The 14,197-nt window shown below is 45.2% G+C and carries 11 protein-coding genes; 3 read left to right on the top strand and 8 right to left on the bottom strand.

From position 1 onward, the window contains the following. Positions 1-4: 4 nt before the first annotated feature. Positions 5-2,404 (bottom strand): phosphoketolase, encoded by a 2,400-nt coding sequence (locus ASG33_RS23145; RefSeq protein WP_056291237.1) that lies wholly within the window; start codon positions 2,402-2,404, stop codon positions 5-7. Positions 2,405-2,640: 236 nt separating this feature from the next. Further along, the gene (locus ASG33_RS23135; RefSeq protein WP_229238820.1) at positions 2,641-5,301 is read right to left on the bottom strand and encodes a cation-transporting P-type ATPase; all 2,661 of its coding nucleotides are present in this window, start codon (positions 5,299-5,301) and stop codon (positions 2,641-2,643) included. A gap of 31 nt (positions 5,302-5,332) precedes the next feature. Here ASG33_RS23135 and ASG33_RS26335 point away from each other — a divergent pair, with 31 nt between their 5' ends. Further along, positions 5,333-5,698, top strand: coding sequence for a DUF6544 family protein (locus ASG33_RS26335; protein ID WP_409012547.1), 366 nt, complete (start codon positions 5,333-5,335; stop codon positions 5,696-5,698). Between the two features lie 167 nt (positions 5,699-5,865). Here ASG33_RS26335 and ASG33_RS26330 read toward each other — a convergent pair whose 3' ends face one another. From ASG33_RS26330 to ASG33_RS23125, 3 genes are all read right to left on the bottom strand, one after another. Next, on the bottom strand, positions 5,866-6,084 hold the full coding sequence (locus ASG33_RS26330; protein WP_162242770.1) for a response regulator: 219 nt from the start codon (positions 6,082-6,084) through the stop codon (positions 5,866-5,868). A gap of 152 nt (positions 6,085-6,236) precedes the next feature. Further along, the gene (locus ASG33_RS23130) at positions 6,237-6,659 is read right to left on the bottom strand and encodes a response regulator (protein ID WP_056291230.1); all 423 of its coding nucleotides are present in this window, start codon (positions 6,657-6,659) and stop codon (positions 6,237-6,239) included. A 101-nt stretch (positions 6,660-6,760) separates the two neighbouring features. Beyond that, positions 6,761-7,009, bottom strand: a complete 249-nt coding sequence (locus ASG33_RS23125) for a hypothetical protein (RefSeq protein WP_056291228.1) — start codon at positions 7,007-7,009, stop codon at positions 6,761-6,763. A gap of 207 nt (positions 7,010-7,216) precedes the next feature. Between ASG33_RS23125 and ASG33_RS23120 the strand changes: the two genes are divergently transcribed. Together ASG33_RS23120 and ASG33_RS23110 are read left to right on the top strand one after the other, a co-directional pair. Next, the gene (locus ASG33_RS23120; protein ID WP_056291226.1) at positions 7,217-7,420 is read left to right on the top strand and encodes a hypothetical protein; all 204 of its coding nucleotides are present in this window, start codon (positions 7,217-7,219) and stop codon (positions 7,418-7,420) included. Between the two features lie 1,081 nt (positions 7,421-8,501). Then, entirely contained in the window at positions 8,502-9,983 is a 1,482-nt protein-coding gene (locus ASG33_RS23110) for a glycoside hydrolase family 130 protein (RefSeq protein WP_056291220.1), read from the top strand. Here the strand turns inward: ASG33_RS23110 and ASG33_RS23105 are convergent. The 3 genes from ASG33_RS23105 to ASG33_RS23095 form a co-directional block, all read right to left on the bottom strand. Further along, complete coding sequence (locus tag ASG33_RS23105) at positions 9,972-10,982, bottom strand: glycosyltransferase family 4 protein (protein ID WP_056291218.1); 1,011 nt, start codon at positions 10,980-10,982, stop codon at positions 9,972-9,974. The two genes, ASG33_RS23110 and ASG33_RS23105, sit on opposite strands and share 12 nt — an antisense overlap. Continuing rightward, complete coding sequence (locus tag ASG33_RS23100; RefSeq protein WP_056291216.1) at positions 10,979-13,222, bottom strand: glycosyltransferase family 4 protein; 2,244 nt, start codon at positions 13,220-13,222, stop codon at positions 10,979-10,981. The genes ASG33_RS23105 and ASG33_RS23100 overlap by 4 nt, the downstream gene beginning before the upstream one ends. Positions 13,223-13,998: 776 nt before the next feature. Continuing rightward, positions 13,999-14,197, bottom strand: a 199-nt coding sequence (locus ASG33_RS23095) for a transposase (protein WP_157474928.1), incomplete at its 5' end; no start/stop codon positions are given.

Genomic DNA, 14,197 nt, shown 5'->3' with positions numbered 1-14,197 from the left:
AATTTTATTCTTGTTTTCCCAGTGTAGCCGGATTCCATTTCCAATCTAAAATCTCGGGCATATCTTGTCCATGCAATTCAATGTAGGATTTGTGATCCAGCAGTTTATCTCGGAGAAATTGTTTGAGATAGGCACCTTTTGTTCCTAATCCGGGCAGACGATCGATTACGTCGCTTACCAGATGGAAGCGGTCCAAGTCATTAAGCACGACCATATCAAATGGCGTTGTCGTTGTGCCTTCGCCTTTGTAGCCCCTCACATGCAAGTTTTTATGGTTGGTCCGGCGGTAGGTCAGGCGGTGGATCAGCAGCGGATAGCCGTGAAATGCGAAAATGATGGGCTTATCCTGTGTGAATAGCATGTCGAAATCTTTATCATTCAAGCCATGCGGATGCTCGCTTTCTGGCTGCAGTGTCATCAGGTCTACTACATTGATAACCCTTACTTTCAGTTCCGGTAAATGTTCCCTGAGAATCTGAACCGCTGCGATGGTTTCAATCGTAGGGACATCTCCGGCGCAGGCCATTACTACATCGGGTTCAAAGCCTTCGTCGTTGCTCGCCCATTTCCAGATGCCCAGACCAGCCGTGCAATGTTTGATAGCAGCTTCCATGTCCAGCCATTGCATTTCAGGCTGCTTTCCTGCGACGATCACATTAATGTTGTCGCGGCTTCTGAGGCAATGATCTGTTACAGAGAGTAATGTGTTGGCATCCGGCGGGAGATAAATGCGGACAATTTCTGCCGTTTTATTTGCCACAACATCCAAAAATCCCGGATCCTGGTGACTGTTTCCATTGTGGTCCTGTCGCCATACATGCGAGGTCAGCAGATAATTCAGTGAGGCGATCGGCTGGCGCCAGGGCAGGTTCCGGGAAACTTTCAACCATTTGGCGTGCTGGTTAAACATTGAATCCACAATGTGAATGAATGCTTCATAACACGAAAACAAACCATGTCTCCCAGTTAGCAGATAGCCTTCCAGCCAGCCCTGGCAAAGATGTTCGCTCAAAACTTCCATCACCCTGCCGTCGGCCGAAATGTGGTTATCGCCCTCTATAATTTCAGCCGTTGATGTTCTTCCGGTAATGTCAAACAAATGCGAAAGGCGGTTGGAGGAAGTTTCATCCGGCCCGAAAATCCTGAAATTGCGTTCGTGCCAATTGGATTTCATGACATCCCGAAGAAATGCTCCCATAATCGAAGTTGCTTCCGCTTCCATGGTCCCGGGAGTCGGCACAGCCACGGCATGGTCCCGGAAATTCGGCATTTTTAAATCAATCAATAGCGAGCCGCCGTTGGCGCTTGGGTTTGCGCCCATTCGTCGGTTTCCTTCGGGTGCCAGTTCGGCCAGCTCTCGGATCAGCTTGCCATTTTCATCAAAAAGCAATTCAGGCTTGTAGCTTCTCATCCAGGCTTCCAGCATTTGCACATGCTCAGGTTTAGTGGCCAGTTCAGCCAACGGAACCTGGTGCGCGCGCCATGTTCCTTCAATTTGCAAGCCGTCAACAGTTTCAGGGCCCGTCCAACCCTTTGGCGTCCGAAAAATAATCATGGGCCAAACTGGTCTTTCCTTGAACCCATAAATCCGTGCATCGCTTTGTATCAGTCTTATCTCTGCTACGACAATGTCCATGATTGAAGCCAGCAATTCATGCATAATTTCCGGATCATCGCCTTCAACAAAGTAGGGATTATAGCCGTAACCTCTAAAAAGCTGCTCTAACTCATGTTTTGGAATTCTCGCTAACACAGTTGGATTGGCAATCTTATAACCATTCAAATGCAGGATAGGAAGCACAGCGCCATCGTGCACGGGATTAAGAAATTTATTGGAATGCCAGCTTGCGGCCAATGCGCCGGTTTCGGCTTCACCATCGCCGACAACACAGGCTGCTATCAGGTAAGGGTTGTCAAAAACTGCCCCGAATGCATGCACCAGCGAATAACCCAGTTCGCCGCCCTCGTTAATGGAGCCGGGTGTTTCCGGCGCAACGTGACTGGGAATGCCGCCGGGAAATGAAAACTGTTTGAAGAGTTTCTGCATTCCGGTTTCATCTTCAGATATGTCCGGATACACTTCGCTGTAAGTGCCTTCCAGATAAGTGTTTGCCACGAGTCCGGGTCCGCCATGGCCGGGGCCAGCCACATAAATGATGTTCAGGTCATTTTGCTTAATGATGCGGTTCAGGTGAACATATATAAAATTCAGCCCCGGCGTAGTGCCCCAATGTCCCAACAGGCGCGGCTTAATGTGTTCCAGGGTTAATGGCTTTCTCAGCAACGGGTTGCCATACAGGTATATCTGGCCCACGGACAAATAATTGGCTGCCTGCCAGTAAGCATTCATTTTCCTTAACAGCTCGGCAGATAAAGTTTTCACTTCAGCATCTTCCTTTTCCATAATCTTTATCGTTTAATGACTTGCGGCTCCTATTTCCATTACAATCCTACCTTGGATCGTTCCCGCTCTCATTTGATCAAATACAACATTGATATCTTCCAGCCTAGCCGTATGGACTGTTGTAAGGTCCGCTCCCAGGCTCTTTGCCAGATCCAGCTTGTCCTTACTGACGTCTATAAAGGTGACGCTATTTAATTCAGCAATGGTCATTAATTACAGATAATCAAGCAACTAAATCATTTTGGTATAAACAGGGCGCGTAGGATCTGATTTACAAGAAGAGGGATGAAACCAGCTGACAGAATCAGTTCCAGCGCTTGCAAGTCAAGCTTTTGGAGTGATAGTATCTGTCTCAGAAAGGGAACATAGTTGGTTAAAAGCATAATCAGCACGCACAGTATCAAGGCCATCCAGATGAATTTGTTCCGCGTAATCTCATTGCTGAAAAACCGGAGCTTTCCCGAATACAAATTGAATACATGCAGCAATTGGGCCAGGGAGAGTGCATAAAAAGTGATGGTGTTACCGTATTCAGCGCTAAGCCCTAGCTGATCGGTGGCATACCAGTACACACCCAGCACGGATGCAGTCATGACCAATGCGTATAGCACAACCCGTTTCCAATCGGCAATTTGCAAAATGGGCTGCTTGGGATCGCGCGGCTCGGACTTCATCAGGTTCTTGTTATCTTTTCCTACGCCCAGCGCCAGAGCAGGGAAAACGTCCGTAATAATGTTGATAAAAAGGATTTGCAGCGGTAGGAGTGGACTCCCGACATTAAGGAAGCCCGCAAAAGTGACAACGAAAATCTCACTCATGTTACAGGATAAGAGGAACACAATGAATTTTCGGATATTTTCAAAAATAACCCTTCCCTGCTCAATGGCGTGTACGATAGAAGCAAAAGAGTCGTCCTTCAAGACCATATCAGCCGCTTCGGCGGCAACTGCGGTCCCGCGCAGTCCCATGGCAATGCCAATGTCAGATTTTTTCAATGCGGGAGCGTCATTCACACCGTCACCGGTCATGCCGACAATGTCTCCTCGTTTTTGATAGAAATCTATCATATCCAATTTTTGAGCCGGATTGACCCTCGCAAATACACGGCACTCCATCATTTTTTTCTGATCTGTTGCAGATGAAAAATCAAATGATTCGAGGTCTTTTCCGGTCAATACGAGTTGCTCATCAGCTTCTACAAGATTAACCTGTTTAGCTATTTTAAGGGAAGTAGCCGGATGATCGCCGGTTACCATAATGACTTTGATTCCCGCTTCATGACACGCATTAAGCGATTTGATCACTTCCATACGGGGCGGATCTAGAAAGCCGATCAGTCCGGCATAATTCAGTTTCTCTGTTTTGGTAAAGTCTTCTCCAGGTTCATCACTGGTTTGCTTATATGCGAAAGCAAGGGTCCGCAGCCCGTCAGCGGCCATTTGTTCCGAAATTTCCAGTTCTTTATCCCGATCTTGCGGACTGTCCCAATTGCAAAGTGCAGACACTTCTTCCACGGCACCCTTAACGCCAATGAAATAATTTGCTCCAATCCGGTGAAGCGTAGCCATCATGCGGGTGTCGGAACTGAATGCTTGTTCAGCCTGTCGCTGGTAGTCATGATGCAATTGATGCAGATCAATGCCAGCAGCCCTGGCGTAGGCAAGCAGCGCAATCTCTACGGGATCACCCAATTCCTTCCGCTCGGATTTGCTTGAAGACAATTGCGCATTGTTTACCAGCGCCCCGACTCGGGTAAGCATTTCGAATTCAGCTGAATAAACTAGTTCCGGGTCACCTTTCGTGAATTCTAATGTTTGAGCGCCATTGGTGGCAGCATTAAGGCGAACCGTAACGTCGTTTCCGGATACCCGCAGCGCCTGGACCTCAATTTTATTTTCAGTAAGGGTTCCTGTTTTATCGGTGAAGATAACGTTCGTTCCTCCAAGCGTTTCAACCGCAGACAGGCGTTTGACAATCACTTTTTTCTCAGCCAAACGCAGCATTCCATAAGCCAGCGCAACGGTCGCAACCACTGACATTCCTTCCGGAATGGCGGCAATGGCCAGTGCAACAGCAGTTTCAATCAATTGTTTAACCTCTTGCCCTCTCAGCAAACCGACAATCAAAAACAGGCTAGCCATCCCCAGCGTGACCCAGATCAGCACTTTTGCGAGAGAATCAAGCTTGGCTTCCAAAGGGGTGGCCGTTCGGCTGGCCTCGCTGACCATGGTTGCAATCTTGCCTAATTCCGTCGCTTGTCCGATATTAGTGACGACAGCTTTACCATTGCCATTGGTAATAGCTGTTCCTTTAAAAAGCTGGTCGTGGCGGTCTCCCAGAGAAGCATCTTCCGATGAGGGTTCCGTCGTTTTTGCGGATGGGACGGACTCGCCCGTGAGGGCAGACTCATCAACGGTAAGCTGGTTAACCTCCAAAATCTGAGCATCCGCGGGTATCAAGTCGCCTGCTTCCAGGATTAGAATATCGCCGATTGTAACCTGTTCGGATGGGATCTCTACAATCAGTTTGTTACGCAAGACCCTGGCTGGCGTTGTATCCAGCTTTCGCAATGCCTCCATGGATTGCCGTGCGTTGTATTCGAGAACAAAGCCGGTAAGGGCATTGATTAAAATAACGGCAATCACAGCATAACCTTCTAGGATATCACCCAGGAAAAAAGACACTACCGCCGCAGCTGCCAGGATCCAGACAATGACACTATCGACCTGACGCAACAAAATCGACCAGATACTTTCAGGTTTTACCTGTTCCAGTTCGTTCAGACCGAACTGCTGAAGTCTCGAATCGGCTTGCTGACTGGATAATCCAATCTTTGGATCCGTTAATGTAAGTTTGCCTGGCTCCTCAGGAACATTTCGGCGGGGTATTTGCTGCACGGTTTGCGGGATTAGATAACTTACTGTTTAAATTACACATAACAGGCAAGCTTCTCTAAATCAATTATTCAATCGGCATCATGAAAACCACATAATGATGTTTAAATTGATTGCTGCAATTGCCATTGAGATACTGACGCCGTCTTTACTGGTCGCTCTCGCCGGGTTGATAACATGGCTGACCGTGCAAAGCAACAGTGTAAATGCATCATTCACGAACGGCGACCTCACGATTTCTGCCTGGTTACAATTCAATGAAGAAGGTCTACTTCTCAAGTCAAGTTTATTTCAAAGGACCGTTATTCTGCGGATGCTCTTACTTAACGGTATGTCCTTGCACCTGCCTCAAAGGTCACGGAAGACACCAGCATGTTGGAAATACAATCTTCGGCAATGATACTGGAACAGATTTTTGCGGCGTGATCATCAGTGTCATCATCGATCATCACAAATAATCCTTTGTTTCCCATAAGTAATAGCCAGTTATTAAATTACAATATTTACGATGGTTTTCGTGTTTAGCAATTCTATACCGCCTATGTTTTTACGTACAGATAAGGATCTCTAATAATTCTTCCGATCAAAGGCAATCATATCTGGATTCCGAGATATCGAAAGCATAACTGTTGGTAAGGAAGTTAAATGAGGAATAATTCGCAGATTTGATAGCGTTTCTAAGCCGTTCATTTTCGGCATGTTCATGTCTAAAATAATGAGACAATTATCCGATATTGTCTGCGACTGGAGAAACGTGAGGAGTTCCTGCCCATTCTTTGATTCCACAATTTTAATACTTGATCTATGGCTTTAATCGCCTCGTTCATTAAAAGGCGATCATCAGCGTCATCGTCTGCCAAAAAGAAAGTGGTGCTTCCAGCCATAAGCAAAAATAAAAATGTTATCAACCGCGTATTCTCCCGCCACGGAATGGAACCTTAAAAGTTATTAGGGGCTGCACACCTTGTCCAATATTCCATGATCACTCGAATGGTCTTTTCCAATTCTGAAAATGAATTCTGCTTAACAAAGAACCCTTGCGCCGAAACGCTATATGCGTCAATCACCATTTTCTGGTCAATTGCAGTTGAAAAGAAGAGATAAGGGATACATTTAAGTTGTAATTCTGAATCGGTATGCAATTTCTGTCTCAGTTGAAACCCATCCAACTTGGGCATGTTGATGTCAGATAGTATCAAAAAGGGCACATTATCTGTTTTTTGTAAATAATCCAATGCATCCTGCCCATCATGAAAATATATCCGTTTGTTAGGGTAATCAAGTGATTTAAAGACTTCTTCCAGCAAAAACCGATCATCGGCGTCATCTTCGATGATGACGATTTCGCCTTTCTTATTCATAGCGCAACGTTTAGGGTGAAGTCGGTCTTTGTCGATTGTGCCAACGTATTCAAATATACTTTCAAAAATACCGGAAACCCGATAAATCTTTATCCTTGGATCTAAGTTAGGATATATTGTGTTTTGTAAACGACTTGCGCATTGTGAGCACCACTTACTTTTGACCAGGATGACTGCTTTGTCTCTACATCAAGCTCCCAGCCACCCTCACGTGCTATTCGCCCCTCCTCAGAAAGTAAAAACTCACTTTTGGCCAGTTTCTGCTCCACAAGCTTTCTTTCATGTATTTCTTTTTCAAGCTCATCAACGGATCGTAGGGATAAATCTGAGGTAGGTAGTCGAGATTGCATGTTTGGCAAGTTTAAAGTTAGATGGGACTGTCCCAGCGGTTACTGGTTGTAGCCACTATACCCCTCCGCTAGCATAGTTTGGTGTCACCGCCATTTGATCAAAGCCGGTTGTGGGAGAAGCGCCGTGCCATTGCCAACCAGACAAGCCACGTAACTGAAAAACCGTTTTGAAGTAGTTATGTTGGCTTAAATAGGTTACCTTAGTGTATGAAAATCAAAATATTAGCAAAAACCGATCTTCCACCGCCAAATTCAGCATTGAAGTTTAGGATCAAAAATACAACTAACTGGCGCGTTGGCTTTAGCGATAGCGAAACCGGTGATTTCGTTCAACAAGTAGGAGGGGTCACTTACAGCTATTCTTGGAACCAGATTGATGAATATTTTTTAACTACGCATGTTTTGCCTTAGCATGGCGCTTTTTTTCTCCGCCTTGTTGCGCATGTATTGTCCCGCCAGGAAGCCTTTTTGCGCTCCAAAAGCTAACACCAGGATTATTCATTAAATAATGAGAACGTGCTACATGCGTTTAGCAAGCTTTCACACAACAAAAGCGCACCCAGTAAAGATTATGCAACTACTTGCGACTATTCGACATTAGGATCAGCGCTTTTAAACAAATGAGTCGTGTGGTCGAAATTATTCATGGCAGGCAGTTCAACGCCTTAGCTGAATGGATAGAGCGCGCAGAGAACGGGTATTCACAATCATAAAGAAATAAGATGGAAGATAGTGAGAGGGCGGCAAGAAAGATCCAATTATATCATGAAATATGGGATAGCAATGGCTGGTCCTTACAGTGTGAAACCGGGCATGTTTATAAGTTGATTTCAGACACGGTGAATGCAAATCAGAGCAGCTCCTATGAGCAAGTCAGGCTTAAATTTAAAGCCTTGCTGGATACAGTTCCAGTTGCGGGTAGAATACTCACCTTGGAATAAGTTTAGAAAAGCCTGACTATGACCATTTTGGGTTAACCGATCGTAAGCGGCAAAATGACAGGCAAGGCTGAGCTGGAACCCATCCGTGTGCCGGGGCCGGATACAATCACACGGTTTACCGATCGCTGTTGATGCCCGCTTTTTGATCTAATACTACAGCGATAATATAGGAATGGTACCAGGTTTGCCAGCAAACCTTATTGGACTGCAGTTAAATGCCATTTGGCCCTTTTGACTTTGATAATTCGTTGGGATTTTGGAAAGCCAGATCACCAACGGTTTAGCAAATGGTTTTGAGAGCGTTAACTCAGTTCCGTTGCACCTGTGTGGTAAACCATTTAGCCTAATCATGTCGGTTTCTGGGCCATATTGCTTGCTTGAATTCGAACCGGGTGCCGGTTATTTGAGCCAAAATGTGAGTCACACGATCGGACGCTCAATCATGTAACCGTTGAATTAAATACTAAACAGCGTACACCTGCAATCAACTTAGCTATAAATATTATAGCTCAAATTCCGGATTAAAGGCTCACCTTGCTGCAAAACTTCAAATGTCAATCTACATAACTAGGAAGGACATTGTCTTTCAACCAGATTCAAGCCGGGTAATTGCCCGTTTTATGTTCAGCAGTGAAGAAAGGGCCAGGCAATTGATCACAATGATCCTGAACCTTTCCCAGGAGCAGCAAAAACAGGAGTTAAGCAATGTCCTGCGCAAATATGCCAGGCGGCACCGCAATATTCTAAAAATATTTGAACGGCATTTTCACCGGCTTCATACCCTGCTAAGCTCGATGGACATTGATTTGAAACAATTAGGCACCACCGAGGAAATGTTGATAGGTTCTTATTTTACGATGGAATATTCTATTGAAGCTGCTGCATTCTTTAACCCTTCTATTATTGACGATCCGGACCAGTCCCGAATGGGTTTTGGGGAGCGCAGGGTTATTCTAAGTTTCCGTGCAACGGGAGAAGGCCATATTTCTTCGATCGTTTTCAGATCGGCCATCATAGATGGGGATAACCTGATCACTGTTGAGCCCCCTGGCCGAATGCTTGATTCGCCGGCACATGTCCGTAACCATGTGTACAAAAAGAAGTCTTTCCTGGCAAAACTTGGCGAAATGCAGAACCTTGAAAACGCTGCTTACCCGGTTATCGAGCAAAAACTGACCGAAACCTTTACGTATGAGGAGTTGAAACGCTATGTCGATGAGACCAGCAAAGTCATTGAAATGGACGAACCGTGCCGCATTTTTCTGAGGGAAATGATGTGGCTGGCGTCATCGCATTACGAAATGGATTTTTCCTTAGATACTGATATTTCCGAACGCGTAATCTTTCCCATTGCTGATACCGAAAAGCGGGGCATTGAAGATGCCCGGTTTGTTAAATTTATACAAGGAGACAATGAGCCAGTTTACTATGCAACTTACACTGCCTATGACGGAACCTCGATCCTGCCCAAAATCCTGATGACTAAGGATTTTTATCATTTCAAAGTGTTGCCGATTCATGGCGAAATCGCTCAAAATAAGGGAATGGCACTTTTTCCGAGGAAAATCAATGGCAAATATGCCATGCTTTGCCGGATCGACGGGGTCAATAATTACATTGCTTTTTCCGACAACATCAGTGTGTGGCGACAAGCGACCATAATCCAGTCGCCTCAATTCCCTTGGGAATTCGTGCAAATTGGAAACTGCGGATCGCCATTGGAAACAGAGGCTGGCTGGCTGGTTCTGACACACGGAGTAGGTCCTATGCGTGAATACGTTCTGGGAGCGTCCCTTTTTGAGCTGGATAAACCTGAAAAAGAAATCGGAAGACTGAGCCAGCCATTGTTGATCCCAAATCGCAAGGAACGGGAAGGGTATGTTCCCAATGTTGTGTACTCCTGCGGCGCGCTTATTCACAATGAGAGCCTGATTATTCCATACGCCATGTCAGATTACGCATCAACTTATGTAGTTGTGGACCTTAAAGATTTATTAAAGGAGCTGACACAAAATGCAGGATTAGCTGCTTAAAATTGATTCATAAACAGCTAGATAGCCATCCACCATCTTATCCTTGGAAAACATGGACTGTGCCCAGTCGGCGCAGTCCTTTCTGTTGATCTTTTTTACGAGCCCCACGGCTTCTACTGCCTCGGGCACCGAACATACTAAAAACCCTGTTTGACCGTGCTTGATCAATTCAGACATTGATCCGCGATTAAAGGCGATCACGGGCGTTCCACAAAGCATCGACTCAGCCACACTTAGTCCAAAAGGCTCTTCAAAACTGATTGGATGCAGCACTGCGTACGCCATGCCCAGCAACGTGCTCCTCCTTTCTGGCCCTACATTCCCGCAATAAAAGACATTTTTAGAGTCAATATGCGGCTCCACCTCCCGCTTGAAATACCCTTCATCCTGGACCAAACCTGCTATAAGTAGCTTCCTTCCACTTTTCCGAGCGATCTCAATTGCCTCACTTGTACCTTTGTCGGGGTGAATCCTTCCAAAAAAGAGCAAATAATCGTTGGGAAAAGTAATGTAGGGAAATGCTTCTTCGTCGATACCATTATAGACTGTTGCCTTGTAATCCAGATTCTCATCCCGATCGGCATTGCTAATTGAAACATAATGTGTCTCATCATTATATTTCCGGTAAACCTCCTTGATCTTATCCGACGAAAAACCGTGTATAGTAGTTAGCATTGGCGTCTTGATCAGCCTGGAATATGTTAGTGGGAGGAAATCAAAATGATTATGAATTAAATCAAATTGATCCGCTTTTTCCATCACATTACTGATATGCAGGCATTCAACCACCTTAGGGTCAACGTTCCGATCTTCCGCATAAGGGATATTACAAGTAGCATCCAATTTTCCTTTTGTAATTGAATCTGCAGTTGCGAATAATGTCACATTGATCCCTTTTGCAAGCAAACCTTCTGCCAGATAGGACGCTACTTGCTCCCAGGGGCCGTAATTGCGGGGCGGCGTGCGCCAGGCAATGGATGATAAGATAGCAACTCTCATGGTTGAGCTGCTTTTAACTTGGTCAGCTCTTCAAATGCTTCCAAAACGCTTAGATGAGAAATTAGATAAGCCAACGTGCTTTCCGCTCCCTGGTTCCGGTTTACGCCATATCTTTCCAGGCCATCACAGCAACCCTTAGTTTCAAAGTCATAAAGACTGATACGGAGATCGTTTTCACCTAAAAACCACATAAAACATGTATTCAGCTGTTGGACATAAGCTTGATCGCTTGTCAGCCGGAATGCTTGGTGGAACATGAGCACCATAGCCAATGCATCCAGTGGCTGTTGGGCAAACATTGAACTTTCGCCATCTTTGAGATACCACTTTTCATTACCTACGATGGAAAGATAACCGTTCTTTAAAGTGATTTTCGAAAGAAATTCCATGCTCTCCAAAGCAACTTTATTGACTCTTTCATCATTTAAAAACTCGGCAGCGTGCAGCATCGCGAGAGGCAAAAAGGCATTATCATAAGCCAGGAGCGATTCATACCAATGCCAGTCAGTGGTCCGGTTCAGGTCATAATCCACCATTAGGCGGTTTGTCAATTGCCGCAAAACCTCAATCATCCCTTCGTCCGATGAGTTGCTTTTTAGATAATGGCATATGCCTACGATGGTGTTGGCAATGCTCCGGATGGATCGCAGCTTCACAAAATTAGGGGAAGCATCGAAGAAAATAGCCCGCCCGGTTTGATAATAAGCGTCATTAGGTGCATTTCCTAACAGATAACCCAATGCCCATATTGTCCTGCCAAACGAATCTTCTGAACCCACTTCATCCAGGAAATTACGGTTGAAACTCAGGAAGTTCCGGAACGCGCCGTCCGGGTTTTGCATGTAATTGATATAGCTCAGGTAAGTAGGTGATAATTTAAGCGCCAGGGGGTTTTTATTCCTTTTATAGGTCATTAGGACCATCAAAAGCGCCCTCGCATTATCATCCAGACAATATCCTTCTTTCAAGTTTGGAATTCCATATTTGGCGTGCTGAATGATTCCTGTATCGTCGGTGAGTCTTTGCACATGGTCCAGCAAAAATGGAGGCAAAGCCAGCAGATCCAGGATAGTTTCCGCTTCTACATGCACATACGGCTGTTCCGCCACAATTTTTTCTGCGAGCTTCGCATATTTTGCGCCGATCTTGGGCCAGGTAATTTCTCGTCCGTAATTGTATGCGTTATTACGTAATCTCGCCATTGTATCCGGGTGATCAAGCAAATCAAGGAATACATCACTTAAAGCTTGCACATCATTGAATGGGAACAACCTGCCTCGGCCTTCAGAGAGCAATTCGGCAGCATGCCAATAGGGCGTAGAAATCACCGCAGATCCTGCGCCAATGGCATACGACAATGTTCCGCTTGTGATCTGTGCCTCATTGGTGTAAGGGGTAATGTAAATGTCAGAGGCGGAAAGATATTTAAAAAGCTCAGTCTGGTCGACAAACTCGTTCATGAAAATGACATGCTTTTCAATGCCCAGCTTTTTCACCAATCCTAGTAGGAAAATTCGGTATTCTTCACCTGAATGCCGAATTACATTGGGGTGCGTTTTGCCTAGAACGATATAAACCAGCTGCGGATATTTTGCAACCACCGCAGGCAGGGCTTTCAGCACAATTTCAATGCCTTTGTTTCGGCCAATAAATCCGAATGTGAGAAGGACTTGTCTGGATAGAAGTTTGAATTCTTTTTTGGCAGACTGTTGATCAAATTGTATATCCGGAACGCCGTGCGCAATCTGCTCGATTTTACTTTCGGCAACGCCATATTCTTCCATTAACATATCTACCGCCTTCCTTGTCATTACGACGACGCTTTGGGCGATTTTGCAGATTTCAATCATCACAGCCCGCTCATTATATGAAGGATTTTTCAGCACTGTGTGCAAAGTGACGATCAACGGAATCTTCAGACGGTAAAGGAACGGGAGTATGTAGATGCCATTTTGCCCGCCGAAAATCCCGAACTCATGCTGCAAAACGCAGATATCCGCCCCGCTGATATTGATAAAACTTGCGGCTTCCAGATAATCAGCTTGTTCTTCTTGCCGAATGGTCAGTTTTACCTCTTTCGGATAGTCATAATGCTGCCCATTGTCATCCATTGCAACCACTAGCGCAGTATTCGGGCCATCTGCCCCTGGTGCGGAGGTGACAGCATCATACAAATTTTTGGTAAAGGTGCCAATTCCGCATTCCCGTGGCGGGAATGTGCCTACAAACGAAATCTTCATAAAGTGCGGAGTTGATTTCTTCTAAGTTAACCCTATTATCCCGCATTGTTAGGTTGAAAAGCAATTGTAAAGTAACCCCGGCTTCTTGATCAGCTCTATTAATGGCTTCCAGCACCGAGAATTATGATTAAAAACTCGGTTGGTAAAGTGAAATTTGGACCGTTGTCAAAAAAGCAGGTTTGGGATTGATGAATACCTTTAAAGTTCGATTTGTGCACCGCCTATGTATTTTATACCGGTCAGCGGTGGAGATCTGAATTGAAAGCAATGCTGGGGTCGAGCTGCTACTGGTACATGATGTCCAAGCGATTGTTATCCTAACTTATTCACGACAAGATATACTGGTTCGAAATTGTCAATGCAGGCCTCAAGGAGAAATTCAGTTGCAATAAAATAGATGCTCAGGAAAGTTTTGTTTCGGCGTCGTGCACACCACTTCCCTAAGAAAAGCTATTGCAACCTTTATCGCAACAAAAAGAAGAGGGTGTCTCAATTTAAAACCGTGGCACCCTCTTTCGTTTGAATTATTCGGGCAGAAAATTATCGGTCGATATCCTTCATCAAAAGCTAAAAGGCTTTCTAAGCTATTATTTAGGAACCGCATTTTACCTACATGAGCGATCAACACGTTGATAAACCCGTAATCNAAGAGGGTGTCTCAATTTAAAACCGTGGCACCCTCTTTCGTTTGAATTATTCGGGCAGAAAATTATCGGTCGATATCCTTCATCAAAAGCTAAAAGGCTTTCTAAGCTATTATTTAGGATTTAGCCTGCCTAGGCTGCTCTTTTTCTGATATTTTGGGCGATTGCGATCAACCCCCATTCGATTTCCACCTTTTGTTTGCCGCGAAGCATAAACCTACGAAAACCGTGATTGGCTTTTATATTACCGAACACAGGTTCGACATCGAAGCACCGCTTCTTTCGTTTGGCAACCCCTTCTTCACTTTTAAGTAGCTGTTCGGCTTGCTGC

Source organism: Dyadobacter sp. Leaf189 (assembly GCF_001424405.1).
Taxonomy (GTDB): Bacteria; Bacteroidota; Bacteroidia; order Cytophagales; family Spirosomataceae; genus Dyadobacter.
The sequence above is the reverse complement of the archived record's forward strand: the minus strand, read 5'-3'. Positions and strand labels throughout refer to the sequence as shown.